Source organism: Citrobacter sp. Cb041, from assembly GCF_030336655.1.
Lineage (GTDB): Bacteria > Pseudomonadota > Gammaproteobacteria > Enterobacterales > Enterobacteriaceae > Citrobacter > Citrobacter braakii.
In genome coordinates, this window is record NZ_JAOWDD010000038.1 from 24,790 (window position 1) to 39,310 (window position 14,521).

Sequence of the window (14,521 nt, forward strand, 5' to 3'; positions counted from 1 at the left end):
TAAAGTCATCGCTACACTACCACTACATTCCTTTGCGAAGAACAATTACCAGGTTTTACCAATGTTAAACTGGAACTGTTCCGCTTTGTCTCCATCGTACTTCTTGAACGGCTGGGCGTAGGAGAAAACCAACGGCCCCAATGGGGACATCCATTGTAAAGCGATACCCGCTGACATACGGATATTGTTCGGATCGCTGTAGTCCGGATAACCAGAGTACTTAGCTGAATCCCAGTTCGTATCCCAAACGGTACCCATATCCCAGAAGAATGAGGTACGGACCGAGTTGGCATACTTGTCGCTGATAAACGGCGTCGGGGTAATAAATTCCAGGCTGGCGACAGCCATGGCGTTACCGCCTACCGCATCATCCGATTTACACGGTGAAGTATTGGTGGCGTCACATTCGTTATCGTAATCGCTATCGTTGTTATAACGATTAGCCGGTAAATAGACAGCCTTTGGACCGATGGTGTTGGACTGGAAACCACGCACGGTGCTGGAACCACCGGCATAGAAGTTCTCGTAGAACGGCATCTCTTTGCTGCCGATGCCGTCACCATAGCCCCACTTCGTGCGACCCAGAACAACCCATTTGTGATCGTCATCGATCGGCACATAGGTCGCGGTATCCAACGTCGCTTTGTAGTATTCGTTGTCAGAACCCGGAATGGTTACTTTACCGTTCAGGTTGACACGCGTACCTTCCGTTGGGAAGTACCCACGGTCCAGCTTGTTATATGTCCACCCATAGTTGAAGGTGAAATCGTCTGATTTAAAGCTATCAGCGTCAGGATCCTTACCCATTGAAACCAGATAACGTTGCATTGCAACCTGTGGATCCATGTTAGACAAGGAGTTATGCACATAACCCACACCCGCACGCAAGGTGTTGTATTCGTTGATCGGGAAGCCGAGCGTTGCGTCAGTACCATAACTTTTGTTGGTATAGTCGGACAGGTCTGCATCATCCGCTTTAAAGTCATTGTAGAAAACGCGACCACCAAGGCTCACCCCATCAACGGTGAAATATGGGTTGGTGACAGACAACTCAGTATAGGTCTGATAGTCGTTTTTGGTGCCGTTGATGCCGACTGAATAACCGGTACCTAACCAGTTATCTTGCTGAACGCCAGCCTGGAAGCTCACGCCGCTTTCAGTACCGTAACCAACGCCGAAGTTAAAGCTACCGGTGTTACGCTCTTTGACCTTATAGACCACATCAACCTGATCCGGGCTACCCGGTACACGCTGAGTATCGGTATCGACAGTTTCAAAGTAACCCAGACGGTTCAGACGCTCTTTACCCTGATCGACCAGATCGCTACCCAACCAGGCACCTTCCATCTGGCGCATTTCGCGACGCAGAACGGAATCTTTAGAGGTGTCGTTACCTTCAAAACGAATCTTACGCACGTAGAAACGGTTACCTGCATCCACGTTTACGCGTAATTTAACGGTTTTGTCGGCGTCGTTGATTTCAGGTTGCGACTGTACGCGCGGATAGGCATAGCCATAGCGACCCAGAAGCTTCTTGATATCATCTTCCATTTTGGTCACTTTGGTGCCGTTATAGAGTTCGCCTGGCTCGATTTTGGTCAGGGTCTCAATTTCGGCGGAGTGCCCAGCCAGGTTACCGCTCACCTGTACCCCTGAAAGCTTGTATTGATCGCCTTCAGTGATGTTAACGGTAATGTAGATACCTTTTTTATCCGGCGTCAGGCTAACCTGGGTGGAATCGATATTGAAGCGGGCATAACCGCGATCCAGATAGTAGCTGCGCAAGGTTTCAAGATCGCCCGCCAGTTTCTGTTTCTGGTATTTACGATCGCCCACCACGTTCCACCACGGCACTTCATCACGCAGTTGGAAGTGAGAGATCAGTTCGTCGGTCGAGAAAGCATGGTTGCCGACGATATTGATCTGTTGGATCTTCGCCGAAACGCCTTCCTGGAAGACCAGCTTGAGGTCAACGCGGTTACGCGGCAACGGCGTTACCACCGCTTTCACACTGGCGCTGTACTTACCGACGCTATAGTAGAAATCTTCCAGCCCTTTTTCGATATCGGCTAGCGTGGTGCGATCCAGAGACTCGCCAACACGCACACCAGAAGCCTCGAGGTTTTGCTTGAGCATGTCATCTTTCACCGATTTGTTACCGGAGAAAGTGATGCTGGCAATCGTCGGACGTTCTTTTACCTGAACCAGAAGGGTATCACCATCGCGCAGGACGCGGACATCCTCAAAGTTACCGGTGGCGAACAGAGCACGAATGGTATTACTGATGTCTTCATCATTAACCGTGTCGCCTGTGCGCACCGGCATACTGAGGAGAGCCGCACCAACGGCGACTCGCTGTAGGCCTTCGAAATGAATGTCCTTCACTACGAACCCTTCAGCACCGTATACGGTGGCGCTGCTAAACAGCAGCGACGCTATGAGCAACTTTTTCATCGCCATCGTTATTATGCGTTCTTCCTAACACTCTCTTACAACCGAGAGAAATCATTGAAAAGTGCAAGCCCCATTAACAACACCAGCAAGATAGAGCCAATGCGATAACTAAAGTCTTGAACCCGCTCGGATACCGGACCGCCCTTCAGCTTTTCAATCGCCAGGAACAGCAGATGCCCCCCGTCAAGAACGGGCAACGGAAACAGGTTAATTATCCCTAAGTTCACGCTGATAAGCGCAAGGAACATCAGGTAATAAATAACCCCGAACTCCGCTGACATCCCAGCCCCCTGGGCGATAGAAATCGGCCCACTGAGGTTGTTCAGTTTTACATCACCGGTAATCAATTTTCCCAGCATACTGACCGTCAGCTTCATCAACTGCCACGTTTTATCCGAGGCTTCGAGGATGGCGCTGAATGGCCCATACTGGCGTACAGTCTTATACTCATCAGGCAGAGGAATAACTTTAGGCACCACGCCCGCAAAACCCTCAGCCTTCCCGTTAACCTGTTTTGAATCTGGGGTTAACGTTAAAGACAAGGAACTTCCTTGTCTTTCAATATCTAGCGCTAACGGCTTATCCGGATTATCGCGCACCAGCGTCACGAACGTCATCCATTGCGTTAGCGGCTGACCATTGACTTTAACGATCCTGTCGCCAGCTTGCAAACCCGCCTTACTTGCAGCGGAGTTTACCTGCACTTCTGACAGCACCGATTCAATCTGCGGACCGCGCGGGCGAATCCCTAAACTGGAAACAGGATCCTCTTTGTCTGGCTCAAATGCCCAATGGCGTAAATCCAGCGTTTTGTCCTGCCGCTGGTTGCTGCCAAACTGCGCCACGCTGAGAGTCGTATGTTCATCGCCAATTTTGGATACCAGTTGTAATCGCACGGCATCCCAATCAGGGGTTTCGATACCATCAACCGCTTTTAGTTCCGTACCCGGCTGAATTTGCGCCTGTGCGGCAATCGAGTTGGGTGTTATTTCACCAACAACCGGACGAACGCCAGGGACACCGATGATAAACACCAGCCAATACGCGAAAATAGCAAAAAGGAAGTTGGCAATCGGACCTGCGGCGATGATGGCTGCGCGTTGTCCAACCGTTTTATTGTTGAAAGCGTAATGGCGCAGCTCCGGTGCGACCGGTTCAGCGCGCTCATCCAGCATTTTGACGTAACCGCCGAGGGGAATCAGGGCGATGACGTATTCCGTACCTGATTTATCGGTACGCCGCCAAAGCGCTTTTCCAAAGCCAATGGAAAAGCGTTCGACGCGGACTCCGCAGCGCCGTGCAACCCAGAAATGACCAAATTCATGCACGGTGATAAGCACACCAAGTGCAACGATGAATGCAGCCAGATTCCAGAGAATACTCAGCATAAGACCATCCGTTAGAGCGTCCTGAATACCAGTAACAACAGGCAGGCAAAGACCGGTACCGCAGCCGTCAGGCTATCAATACGATCCAAAATACCGCCGTGTCCTGGTATTAAGTGACCACTGTCCTTAATACCTGCTTCACGCTTAAACATACTCTCGGTCAGGTCACCCAGCACGGAGGCCAGGGCAGCAACGATGGAGCAAATAAGCAAGGTGACAGGCGCAACCTCAAGATTCGCCCACATGCCATAACCCCATGAGATCACGGCCGCAGTGGCGAGTCCGCCAATAAAACCCTGCCAGGTTTTACCAGGAGAAACCTTCGGCGCCAGCTTATGTTTGCCAAACAACTTACCAAACATATAGGCACCCGAGTCCGCTCCCCAGACGAGGATCATGACATACAGCAGCCATAGCGCGCCACTATAATGATTCTCATCATAGTGCCATGCACGTAGCGCCAGCATTCCCCAAAAGAAAGGGACTATGGTTAACACGCCGAAAATTATGCGTAATGTTTTGGAATTACGCCAGACCGACGCAGAGCCGGGATAAAACAGCACCAGTAACAGCGCCACGACCCACCAGCCCAGCGACGCCCACAGCGATACTTCAACCAGCGGCTGATGAATATTGCGATGGTATTCCGGCAACAAAAATAGCATCAGTGCCAGCAATAGCCCGCACAAAACAGCCAGCCAGACTCGCTGCGTACGCGTGGTAAAACCGCTTAACTGTCCCCATTCCCAGGCGGCCAGCATACAGACGGCCAGCGTAACAATGGCGAACCCCACCGGCGGCAGCAAAAACAGCGCCGCGATGACAACGGGTATTAAAACAAAAGCAGAAATCAGGCGATACTTCAGCAAAAGCGACCCCCATCAGGCTTTTTCATCACCGGGCTCGGTGCCGCCGAAACGACGCTCACGATTAGCAAAGGCATGCAGCGCACCTTCAAAGTCTTGTTCATCGAAATCGGGCCAGAGAACATCCGTAAAGTAAAGTTCGGCATAGGCAATTTGCCACAACAGAAAATTACTAATTCGATGCTCTCCCCCAGTCCTTATCACTAAATCCACAGGAGCCAGTTCATGCATACAAATTTGCTGCCCCAGCATCTCTTCATCGATTTGCTCTGGACGCAGCAGACCGTCCTGCACCTGTTGTGCCAGTTGTCTGACTCCCTGGACTATATCCCACCGTCCACCGTAATTCGCTGCAATATTTAGCGTCAACCCGGTATTCTGGGCGGTAATCGCTTCTGATTTGCGAATCCGTTCTTGCAAACGTGAGTTAAATCGACTGATATCCCCGATAATACGCAGACGTACGTTATGGCGGTGCAGGTTTTTCACTTCGCTATCAAGCGCCCACACAAACAGCTCCATTAACGCGCTCACTTCCTGCGCAGGTCGGTTCCAGTTCTCACTGCTAAAGGCATACAGCGTTAACGCATCAATACCGTTATTGGCAGCAAAAGAGACAGCCCGGCGGACGGACTTTGCTCCGGCCTTATGTCCAAAGGCGCGAATCTTCCCTTGCTTTTTCGCCCAGCGGCCATTGCCATCCATGATAATTGCTACATGGCGACAACCATGTGCTGGCAAATTTTCGCTTAATGGTTTAGTTGCAGACAACATAACGCGTTTTTAGTCCCTGAAAGGATTATACGGTACTCAGGAATACTGAAGCCTTTTGCGCTTCATCCTTCAGGCTGCTCCTTCGTTGGCTGTGATCTTCGCCCAAGTCACATACTCTTTGTATGCTCCAGGGGACTCATCCACTTGCCACCTTGATGCAACCTGAATGATTTTGTGCATCCACAAAAAAGCCGTGTCAAACCACGGCTTACCCGACCGAAAAAAAACAAATACCCGCGATCGAGTGGCGCAGACTATATCACTGAAGCCCAACGCTAACAAATAGCGCGATTCTCCGAGGAGGGATTATCATCAGCTTGAGCGTCGCATCACTTCTTTTCTGGCGACTTCCCGCGCGATAGCATCAACCTTCAGCACGTCATCAACGCTCTGTGGCTCCTGCAAATCCATCTTATCCAGTACGGATAAATTCAGGTCAGCAATATCGGTAAATCGGATCTGCTGCGCCAGGAATGCGGCAACGGTAATTTCATTCGCTGCGTTCAAAGCGGTCGTCGCCGCCTGCCCTTGCTCAAACGCGTCCATCGCCAGTTTCAGGCATGGATAACGCTGGTAATCAGGTGCGGAAAACGTCAACGCACTGAGCTTGCAAAAGTCGACAGGCTTAACGCCGGACGTCACTCGTTCTGGCCATGCCATCGTATGAGCAATAGGTGTACGCATATCAGGTTCCCCCAACTGCGCCAGAACGCTACCATCCTGATAACGCACCATCGAATGAATAACCGATTGCGGGTGAATCAGCACTTCCATCTGGCTTGCATTGGCATTAAATAACCAACGCGCTTCAATGTATTCCAGACCTTTATTCATCATGGTGGCTGAATCGACAGAGATTTTTCGTCCCATCGACCAATTCGGATGACGACATGCCTGATCGGGGGTCATAGAAACCAGATCGCGCAATGGCGTTTCACGGAAAGGGCCACCAGACCCGGTAAGCAAAACTGATATGACGCCATTTTGCTCAAGGTCAGCGTATCCCAGATTGTGTTGGATAGGTTGCGGTAAACTCTGAAAAATCGCGTTATGTTCGCTATCTACCGGCAAAAGCTGTGCTTTGTGGCGTTGCACGTCGTCCATAAACAGACGCCCGCAGGTCACCAGAGACTCTTTATTCGCCAGCAAAATGCTTTTGCCCGCGCGGATTGCCGCCAGCGTCGGTAGCAAGCCCGCCGCGCCGACAATCGCCGCCATAACCTGATCAACATCATCCAGCGCAGCCATATCACAGGCAGCCTGCTGCCCGCTCATAACCTCAGTACGACTACCCTGCTCCAGCAGAGCTGCTTTTACCAACGCAGCGCTTTTTTCATCGTCCATTACCGCATAGCGAGGAGAAAATTCCAGACATTGCTCAACCATACGGACGACATTTTTACCCGCCACCAACGCAGCAACGCGAAATTTTTCCGGGTTATGGCGTACTACATCCAGCGTACTGCAACCAATGGAACCGGTTGATCCCAGGATGGTTAATTGCTTCATCAGACATCCAGAAGAATTTTACTCGTCATATTTCAAGTTGCATGTACGTTGGCTCTCCTCGTTCACCCCTGCACGCACAGGTGTACGCTCCCGGGGATGCCCTGCGTCGCCGCCTTCCTGCAACTCGAATATTTAGAGTATATAGACAGAAAAAAGCAAAACGCCGCCATCCAGCCTTCTCAGGCCTTCTAAGCGGCGTTTTTAGCGTACAGGCGAATCAGAACTGCATCAGTTCCGTTTCTTTCTCTGCCAGCGCCGCATCAACTTTCTTGATAGCTGCGTCAGTCAGTTTCTGTACGTCGTCCTGAGAACGGCGATCGTCATCTTCGCTGATCTCTTTTTCTTTCAACAACGCTTTCACTTTGTCGTTGGCATCGCGGCGTACGTTACGTACGGCAACGCGCGCGCCTTCAGCTTCGCCACGCACGATCTTGGTCAGATCTTTACGACGTTCTTCAGTCAGCGGCGGCAGCGGAACGCGGATGTCGGAACCCGCAGAGCTTGGATTCAGACCGAGGTCGGAAGCCATAATTGCTTTCTCAACGGCTGGCCCCATAGAACGGTCGAACACGTTGATTTTCAGGGTACGGGAATCTTCAACCGTTACGCTTGCCAGCTGGCGCAGCGGGGTCGGTGTGCCGTAATATTCCACGACAATACCATCCAGCAGGCTAGGAGAAGCACGGCCCGTGCGAATTTTGCTGATTTGGTTTTTGAACGCTTCGACGCATTTGTCCATGCGTACTTCAGCATCTTTTCTGATATCGTTGATCACGTTACGAATCCTTGAAAGCTTGTTTCAGTCAGACCATACCCACCACGCAAGATGTGACAAGTATAGTCTTGATTAATTTTGAGGGACGTATCCCGCGACATTAAAGCGGAATATTACCTGCATTTAGCCGCAACGGGAATTATTCCGTGATTAACGTGCCTTCTTTTTCACCCATAACAACACGGCGCAGCGCACCCGGTTTGTTCATGTTAAAGACACGAATCGGTAATTTGTGGTCACGAGCCAGTGTAAACGCCGCAAGATCCATCACTTTCAGCTCTTTATCCAGTACTTCAGCATAGGTCAACTGTTCGTACATAGTCGCCGTTGGATCTTTAGCCGGGTCAGCCGTAAATACGCCATCGACTTTGGTGGCTTTCAGTACCACATCCGCTTCAATTTCAATACCACGCAGGCAAGCCGCAGAGTCGGTAGTGAAGAACGGATTGCCAGTACCCGCAGACAAAATAACAACGCGGTTGTTACGCAGCAGGCTGATTGCTTCCGCCCAGCTGTAGTTATCACACACGCCATTCAGAGGAATTGCGGACATCAAGCGAGCGTTCACATAGGCGCGGTGAAGCGCATCGCGCATCGCCAGACCGTTCATGACGGTGGCTAACATGCCCATGTGGTCGCCCACAACGCGGTTCATCCCTGCTTTCGCCAGACCAGCGCCACGGAACAGGTTACCACCACCAATCACTACGCCAACCTGGATACCCAGCTCAACCAGCTCTTTGATTTCCTGAGCCATACGGTCAAGGATGCTTGCATCAATACCGAAGCCTTCTGAACCTTGCAGAGCTTCGCCACTTAACTTAAGCAGAATACGTTTGTAGACGGGTTTTGCATTGGTAGCCATGTTTCTTTCCTGAGACTGTCAACGAATGAGATGAATTAATTCCGGCGACATTGTATGTCGCTTTTCAGCATGACCACTATAGCGGTTCGCTGAATTTACAAGCCAGACACAAAAAGAAGCCGCCCTCAGGCGGCTCCTTTAAAAATTAAGACTGCTTGGACATCGCAGCAACTTCTGCTGCAAAGTCAGTCTCAACTTTTTCGATGCCTTCGCCCACTTCAAAGCGGATGAAGCCAGTTACGTCAGCATTGTGCTCTTTCAGCAGCTGACCAACAGATTTGCTCGGATCCATAACGAAAGGCTGACCAGTCAGAGAAACTTCGCCGGTGAATTTCTTCATGCGGCCTTCAACCATTTTCTCTGCGATTTCTTTCGGCTTACCAGACTGCATCGCGATGTCCAGCTGAACCTGGTATTCTTTCTCTACCACTTCAGCAGAAACGTCTTCCGGCTTAACGAATTCTGGTTTGCTTGCAGCAACGTGCATTGCCAGCTGTTTAACCAGCTCTTCGTCAGCGCCAGTTGCAGCAACCAGAACACCGATACGAGCACCGTGCTGGTAGTTACCCAGAACTTCGCCTTCCAGGGAAGCAACGCGACGGATGTTGATGTTCTCACCGATTTTAGCAACCAGAGCAACGCGTTCTTCTTCGAACTGCGCTTTCAGAACTTCAACGTCAGTGATTTTGCCAGCAACGGCAGCGTCCAGTACTTTGTCAGCAAATGCCTGGAAACCAGCATCTTTAGCAACGAAGTCAGTCTGGCAGTTAACTTCCAGAATGAAAGCGATGTTGCCGTCGATTTTGGTTTTGATTACGCCGTCAGCAGCAACGTTGCCTGCTTTTTTCGCCGCTTTGATTGCGCCGGACTTACGCATGTTTTCGATTGCCAGCTCGATGTCGCCATTAGCTTCAGTCAGTGCTTTTTTGCAATCCATCATGCCTGCGCCAGTACGCTCACGCAGCTCTTTTACCAGGGATGCGGTAATTTCAGCCATTCTAAAATCCTCGGAAGATTTGATCTGCCCGGCATGAAACCGCACAGATTTAAAAGTGAAAAAGGGGCCTAAAGGGCCCCTAACCAAACGTGATACTACCTGGTTTATAAGGGGGCTCGAACGAGCGTGCCTTATTATTCAGCTTCTACGAAGCTTTCTTCCGCCTGGGAAGCCAGATCCTGAGAACGGCCTTCACGAACGGTAGTAGCTACAGCGCCCAGGTACAGGGTCACAGCACGGATTGCGTCGTCGTTACCCGGGATAACGAAGTCAACACCGTCCGGATCAGAGTTGGTATCAACGATAGCAAATACTGGGATACCCAGGTTGTTTGCTTCTTTGATAGCAATGTGCTCGTGGTCAGCATCGATTACGAACAGAGCGTCCGGCAGACCGCCCATGTCTTTGATACCGCCCAGGCTGTTTTCCAGTTTCTCAAGCTCACGAGTACGCATCAGCGCTTCTTTCTTGGTCAGCTTTTCGAAAGTACCGTCCTGAGACTGAGTTTCCAGATCTTTCAGACGTTTGATGGACTGACGAACGGTTTTCCAGTTAGTCAGCATGCCGCCCAACCAGCGATGGTTCACGAAGAACTGGTCGCAGTTGTTAGCAGCTTCTTTCACCGCTTCGCTTGCAGCGCGTTTAGTACCAACGAAAAGGATTTTACCTTTACGAGCAGAGATCTTGTTCAGTTCAGCCAGAGCTTCGTTGAACATCGGTACAGTTTTCTCAAGGTTGATGATGTGAACTTTGTTACGCGCACCGAAGATGAACGGCTTCATTTTCGGGTTCCAGTAACGGGTCTGGTGACCGAAGTGAACACCAGCCTTGAGCATGTCGCGCATGGAAACAGTTGCCATGATTAAAACCTCTATATATAAAAGTTGGGGTTAAGCCTCCACGCATCCCATATTACCGACCCCAAAGGGCACCCCGGAATATGTGCCGATACGTGTGTGTTGTTACACAAAGTGAGATTTGTCGCTCCCGTCCATCGTGTGTAGTCTTCAAATGGATCGGAAGTCCGGCGCGCTTTATACCACAAATACGCTACCGACACCAATAATTGTTGGCGGTGCGTGCTGAATGAACGATGAATTTCGTGTTACAGGGAGGCAGCCAATTTTTTGCATCTCCGGGCGCTTACATGCAGTAAGCGACTGGAGTGAAAAATTTCAGCCAACACACCTGTGGCACGAAAGGCGAAGTTCAGAATGATTCTCAATTTGGCAGCATGTATGCCGGACTGATACCATTGGCACCACTTAAACAATTATTGCCGATATCATCGGCACTGATGGACAGAATTCATGGCTATCTCAATCAAGACCCCTGAAGAAATCGAAAAAATGCGCGTCGCTGGCCGTCTGGCCGCCGATGTACTGGAAATGATCGAACCGTTTGTTAAGCCAGGCGTCAGCACCGGCGAACTGGATCGCATCTGTAATGACTACATCGTGAATGAGCAGCAGGCCATTTCCGCCTGCCTGGGCTATCACGGTTATCCGAAGTCCGTGTGCATCTCTATTAATGAAGTGGTGTGCCATGGGATCCCGGACGACGCCAAGCTCCTGAAAGACGGCGATATCGTCAACATCGACGTAACCGTGATTAAAGACGAGTTCCACGGTGATACCTCGAAAATGTTCATCGTCGGCAAACCAACCATTCTGGGCGAGCGTTTGTGCCGCGTCACGCAGGAAAGCCTGTATCTGGCGCTGCGGATGGTAAAACCGGGTATTCGCCTGCGCACGCTGGGCGCTGCGATTCAGAAATACGCGGAAGGCGAAGGCTTCTCTGTGGTCCGTGAATATTGCGGTCACGGCATCGGTCGCGGCTTCCATGAAGAGCCCCAGGTTCTGCACTACGATGCAGACGACGGCGGTGTGGTACTGCAGCCGGGCATGACCTTCACCGTAGAACCCATGCTGAATGCCGGTGATTACCGCATCCGCACCATGAAAGACGGATGGACGGTGAAAACTAAAGATCGGAGCTTGTCTGCTCAGTACGAGCATACTATTGTGGTGACGGAAAAAGGCTGTGAAATTCTGACATTACGCAAGGATGACACCATCCCGGCGATCATCACACACGACGAATAATGTTTTGCCTGATGGCGATGCACCCGCATCTTATCAGGCCTACAAATTGTACTACTTCGTAGGCCGGGTAAGGCGTTCACGCCGTCATCCGGCTTTTTTAATGGGTGGCGCATAATGAATACTCTTCCTGAACAACACGCAAATACTGCCCTCCCTACCCTGCCAGGCCAACCGCAGAACCCCGGAACCTGGCCGCAGCACGATCTCAACTGCCCCGGCATTAAAGCGCATATCGACACTTTCCAGCACTGGTTAGGTGACGCGTTTGACAGCGGGATTTCCGCAGAGCAGCTGATTGAGGCCCGCACCGAATTTATTGACCAGTTACTGCAACGTCTGTGGATTGAAGCCGGTTTCGGTCAAATTGCCGACCTGGCGCTGGTTGCCGTTGGCGGTTACGGGCGCGGCGAACTGCATCCGCTTTCCGATATTGACCTGCTGATCCTGAGTCGTAAAAAGCTACCAGACGCGCAGGCCGAAAAAGTTGGCGAACTGTTAACGCTGCTATGGGACGTGAGGCTCGAGGTTGGGCACAGCGTGCGCACGCTGGAAGAGTGTCTGCTGGAAGGATTGTCAGATTTAACCGTCGCCACCAACCTGATTGAAACGCGCCTGCTGATTGGTGATGTGGCGCTGTTTCTTGAGCTACAAAAGCATATTTTTAGCGAAGGTTTCTGGCCGTCCGATAAGTTTTACGCAGCCAAAGTTGAAGAGCAGAATCAGCGCCACCAGCGCTATCACGGCACCAGCTACAACCTGGAGCCGGATATCAAAAGTAGCCCCGGCGGCCTGCGCGATATTCATACCCTGCAATGGGTGGCCCGCCGCCATTTTGGCGCCACCTCACTGGATGAAATGGTCGGTTTCGGCTTTTTGACGCAGGCAGAACGTGCCGAGCTGAATGAATGTTTGCATATCCTGTGGCGCATTCGCTTTGCCCTGCATCTGGTCGTTAGTCGTTACGACAACCGTCTGCTGTTTGATCGTCAGCTCAGCGTGGCGCAACGCCTGAACTACGGCGGTGAAGGCAACGAGCCTATCGAGCGGATGATGAAAGACTATTTCCGCGTCACACGGCGGGTCAGCGAACTGAACCACATGCTGTTGCAACTGTTCGACGAGGCGATCCTCGCCCTGCCCGCCGATGAAAAACCACGTCCGATTGATGACGACTTTCAACTGCGCGGCACGTTGATTGATTTGCGCGACGACGACCTGTTTATTCGCAAACCCGAAGCAATATTGCGGATGTTTTACATCATGGTGCGTAATAGCGCGATCAGCGGAATTTACTCCACTACGCTGCGCCATTTACGTCATGCCCGCCGTCATTTAACGCAGCCGCTGTGCTACATCCCGGAAGCGCGTTCGCTGTTTCTCAGTATGTTGCGCCATCCGGGCGCGGTGAGTCGCGGCCTGCTGCCTATGCATCGCCACAGCGTGTTGTGGGCCTATATGCCGCAATGGTCGCATATTGTCGGCCAAATGCAGTTTGACCTGTTTCATGCCTATACGGTGGATGAACACACCATTCGCGTAATGCTCAAGCTGGAAAGTTTTGCTAACGAAGAGACCCGTCAGCGCCATCCGCTGTGCGTGGATCTGTGGCCGCGTCTACGACAGCCGGAGCTGATTCTGATTGCCGCGCTGTTCCACGATATCGCCAAAGGTCGCGGCGGCGATCACTCGGTTCTCGGCGCCCAGGATGTGCTCAAATTCGCCGAACTGCACGGTCTGAACTCCCGCGAAACGCAACTGATCGTGTGGCTGGTGCGCCAGCATTTGCTGATGTCGGTTACCGCTCAACGCCGCGATATTCAGGATCCCGAAGTCATTAAGCAATTCGCCGAAGAGGTGCAAACGGAACATCGTCTGCGCTTTTTGGTGTGCCTGACCGTCGCAGATATTTGCGCCACCAACGAAACGCTGTGGAATAGCTGGAAGCAAAGCTTGCTGCGCGAGCTGTACTTCGCGACGGAGAAACAGTTACGGCGCGGGATGCAAAACACGCCGGATATGCGTGAGCGCGTACGCCATCATCAGCTTCAGGCGCTGGCGCTACTGCGCATGGACAACATTGATGAAGAAGCGCTACACCATATCTGGTCGCGCTGTCGCGCCAACTATTTCGTACGTCACAGCCCAAATCAGTTGGCCTGGCATGCACGTCATCTGCTGCAACACGATCTCAGCAAGCCGCTGATCCTGCTCAGCCCGCAGGCCACGCGAGGCGGGACGGAAATTTTCATCTGGAGCCCTGACCGCCCTTACCTGTTTGCTGCCGTCTGCGCCGAACTGGACAGGCGCAACCTTAGCGTCCACGATGCGCAGATTTTCACCACCCGCGATGGGATGGCGATGGATACGTTCATTGTGCTGGAACCAGACGGTAGCCCGCTGTCGTCAGACCGACACGAAGCGATCCGTTTTGGGCTGGAACAGGCGATCACCCAGCGTAGCTGGCAGCCGCCGCAACCGCGTCGCCAGCCGGCAAAATTACGTCACTTTACCGTCGATACCGAGGTCACTTTTCTGCCGACCCATACCGACCGAAAATCATTTCTTGAGCTTATCGCTCTCGACCAGCCAGGACTGCTGGCGCGGGTCGGGCAGATTTTTGCCGATCTGGGAATTTCGCTGCATGGCGCCCGAATTACAACTATTGGCGAGCGAGTAGAAGATTTATTCATAATCGCCACCGCCGACCGGCGCGCCCTTAATAATGAGCTGCAGCAGGAAGTGCATCAACGGTTGACAGAGGCCCTCAATCCAAACGATAAAGGGTAAT

11 protein-coding genes are annotated in these 14,521 nt (G+C 51.8%); 2 read left to right on the top strand and 9 right to left on the bottom strand.

Annotated features, from left to right (window positions below; translation table 11 throughout):
* Positions 1-45: 45 nt before the first annotated feature.
* The 9 genes from bamA to rpsB all read right to left on the bottom strand — a co-directional run bounded on the left by bamA (position 46) and on the right by rpsB (position 10,488).
* Positions 46-2,460 carry an outer membrane protein assembly factor BamA gene (gene bamA / locus OGV52_RS11580; RefSeq protein ID WP_016151764.1) on the bottom strand — a complete coding sequence of 805 codons (2,415 nt, stop codon included), beginning with the start codon at positions 2,458-2,460 and terminating at the stop codon, positions 46-48.
* Positions 2,461-2,489: 29 nt separating this feature from the next.
* Complete coding sequence (gene rseP / locus OGV52_RS11585) at positions 2,490-3,842, bottom strand: sigma E protease regulator RseP (protein ID WP_016151763.1); 1,353 nt, start codon at positions 3,840-3,842, stop codon at positions 2,490-2,492.
* An 11-nt stretch (positions 3,843-3,853) separates the two neighbouring features.
* Positions 3,854-4,711 (bottom strand): phosphatidate cytidylyltransferase, encoded by an 858-nt coding sequence (gene cdsA, locus OGV52_RS11590; protein ID WP_016151762.1) that lies wholly within the window; start codon positions 4,709-4,711, stop codon positions 3,854-3,856.
* A 12-nt stretch (positions 4,712-4,723) separates the two neighbouring features.
* Positions 4,724-5,482, bottom strand: coding sequence for a (2E,6E)-farnesyl-diphosphate-specific ditrans,polycis-undecaprenyl-diphosphate synthase (ispU, locus tag OGV52_RS11595; protein WP_003018543.1), 759 nt, complete (start codon positions 5,480-5,482; stop codon positions 4,724-4,726).
* A gap of 312 nt (positions 5,483-5,794) precedes the next feature.
* Complete coding sequence (gene ispC, locus OGV52_RS11600; RefSeq protein WP_046275346.1) at positions 5,795-6,991, bottom strand: 1-deoxy-D-xylulose-5-phosphate reductoisomerase; 1,197 nt, start codon at positions 6,989-6,991, stop codon at positions 5,795-5,797.
* A 217-nt stretch (positions 6,992-7,208) separates the two neighbouring features.
* On the bottom strand, positions 7,209-7,766 hold the full coding sequence (gene frr, locus OGV52_RS11605; RefSeq protein ID WP_016151760.1) for a ribosome recycling factor: 558 nt from the start codon (positions 7,764-7,766) through the stop codon (positions 7,209-7,211).
* Positions 7,767-7,905: 139 nt separating this feature from the next.
* Positions 7,906-8,631, bottom strand: a complete 726-nt coding sequence (pyrH, locus tag OGV52_RS11610) for a UMP kinase (RefSeq protein WP_005132114.1) — start codon at positions 8,629-8,631, stop codon at positions 7,906-7,908.
* A gap of 145 nt (positions 8,632-8,776) precedes the next feature.
* Positions 8,777-9,628: a translation elongation factor Ts gene (tsf, locus tag OGV52_RS11615; protein WP_016151759.1), complete on the bottom strand. Its 852-nt coding sequence runs from the start codon at positions 9,626-9,628 to the stop codon at positions 8,777-8,779.
* Positions 9,629-9,762: 134 nt separating this feature from the next.
* On the bottom strand, positions 9,763-10,488 hold the full coding sequence (gene rpsB, locus OGV52_RS11620; RefSeq protein WP_016151758.1) for a 30S ribosomal protein S2: 726 nt from the start codon (positions 10,486-10,488) through the stop codon (positions 9,763-9,765).
* A gap of 450 nt (positions 10,489-10,938) precedes the next feature.
* On the opposite strand from rpsB, the gene map reads away from it, so the two are divergent.
* Together map and glnD are read left to right on the top strand one after the other, a co-directional pair.
* Positions 10,939-11,733: a type I methionyl aminopeptidase gene (map, locus tag OGV52_RS11625; RefSeq protein WP_016151757.1), complete on the top strand. Its 795-nt coding sequence runs from the start codon at positions 10,939-10,941 to the stop codon at positions 11,731-11,733.
* Between the two features lie 114 nt (positions 11,734-11,847).
* A complete protein-coding gene (gene glnD, locus OGV52_RS11630; protein ID WP_016151756.1) occupies positions 11,848-14,520 on the top strand; it encodes a bifunctional uridylyltransferase/uridylyl-removing protein GlnD in 2,673 nt (890 codons plus the stop codon).
* The last annotated feature ends 1 nt before the right edge of the window (position 14,521 follow it).

Bases quoted from the DNA above. Each gene is read 5' to 3' on its own strand.
- pyrH (WP_005132114.1), bottom strand. From the start codon at position 8,631: ATGGCTACCAATGCAAAACCCGTCTACAAACGTATTCTGCTTAAGTTA.
- bamA (WP_016151764.1), bottom strand. From the start codon at position 2,460: ATGGCGATGAAAAAGTTGCTCATAGCGTCGCTGCTGTTTAGCAGCGCC.
- tsf (WP_016151759.1), bottom strand. From the start codon at position 9,628: ATGGCTGAAATTACCGCATCCCTGGTAAAAGAGCTGCGTGAGCGTACT.
- rpsB (WP_016151758.1), bottom strand. From the start codon at position 10,488: ATGGCAACTGTTTCCATGCGCGACATGCTCAAGGCTGGTGTTCACTTC.
- glnD (WP_016151756.1), top strand. From the start codon at position 11,848: ATGAATACTCTTCCTGAACAACACGCAAATACTGCCCTCCCTACCCTG.
- ispC (WP_046275346.1), bottom strand. From the start codon at position 6,991: ATGAAGCAATTAACCATCCTGGGATCAACCGGTTCCATTGGTTGCAGT.
- rseP (WP_016151763.1), bottom strand. From the start codon at position 3,842: ATGCTGAGTATTCTCTGGAATCTGGCTGCATTCATCGTTGCACTTGGT.
- map (WP_016151757.1), top strand. From the start codon at position 10,939: ATGGCTATCTCAATCAAGACCCCTGAAGAAATCGAAAAAATGCGCGTC.
- ispU (WP_003018543.1), bottom strand. From the start codon at position 5,482: ATGTTGTCTGCAACTAAACCATTAAGCGAAAATTTGCCAGCACATGGT.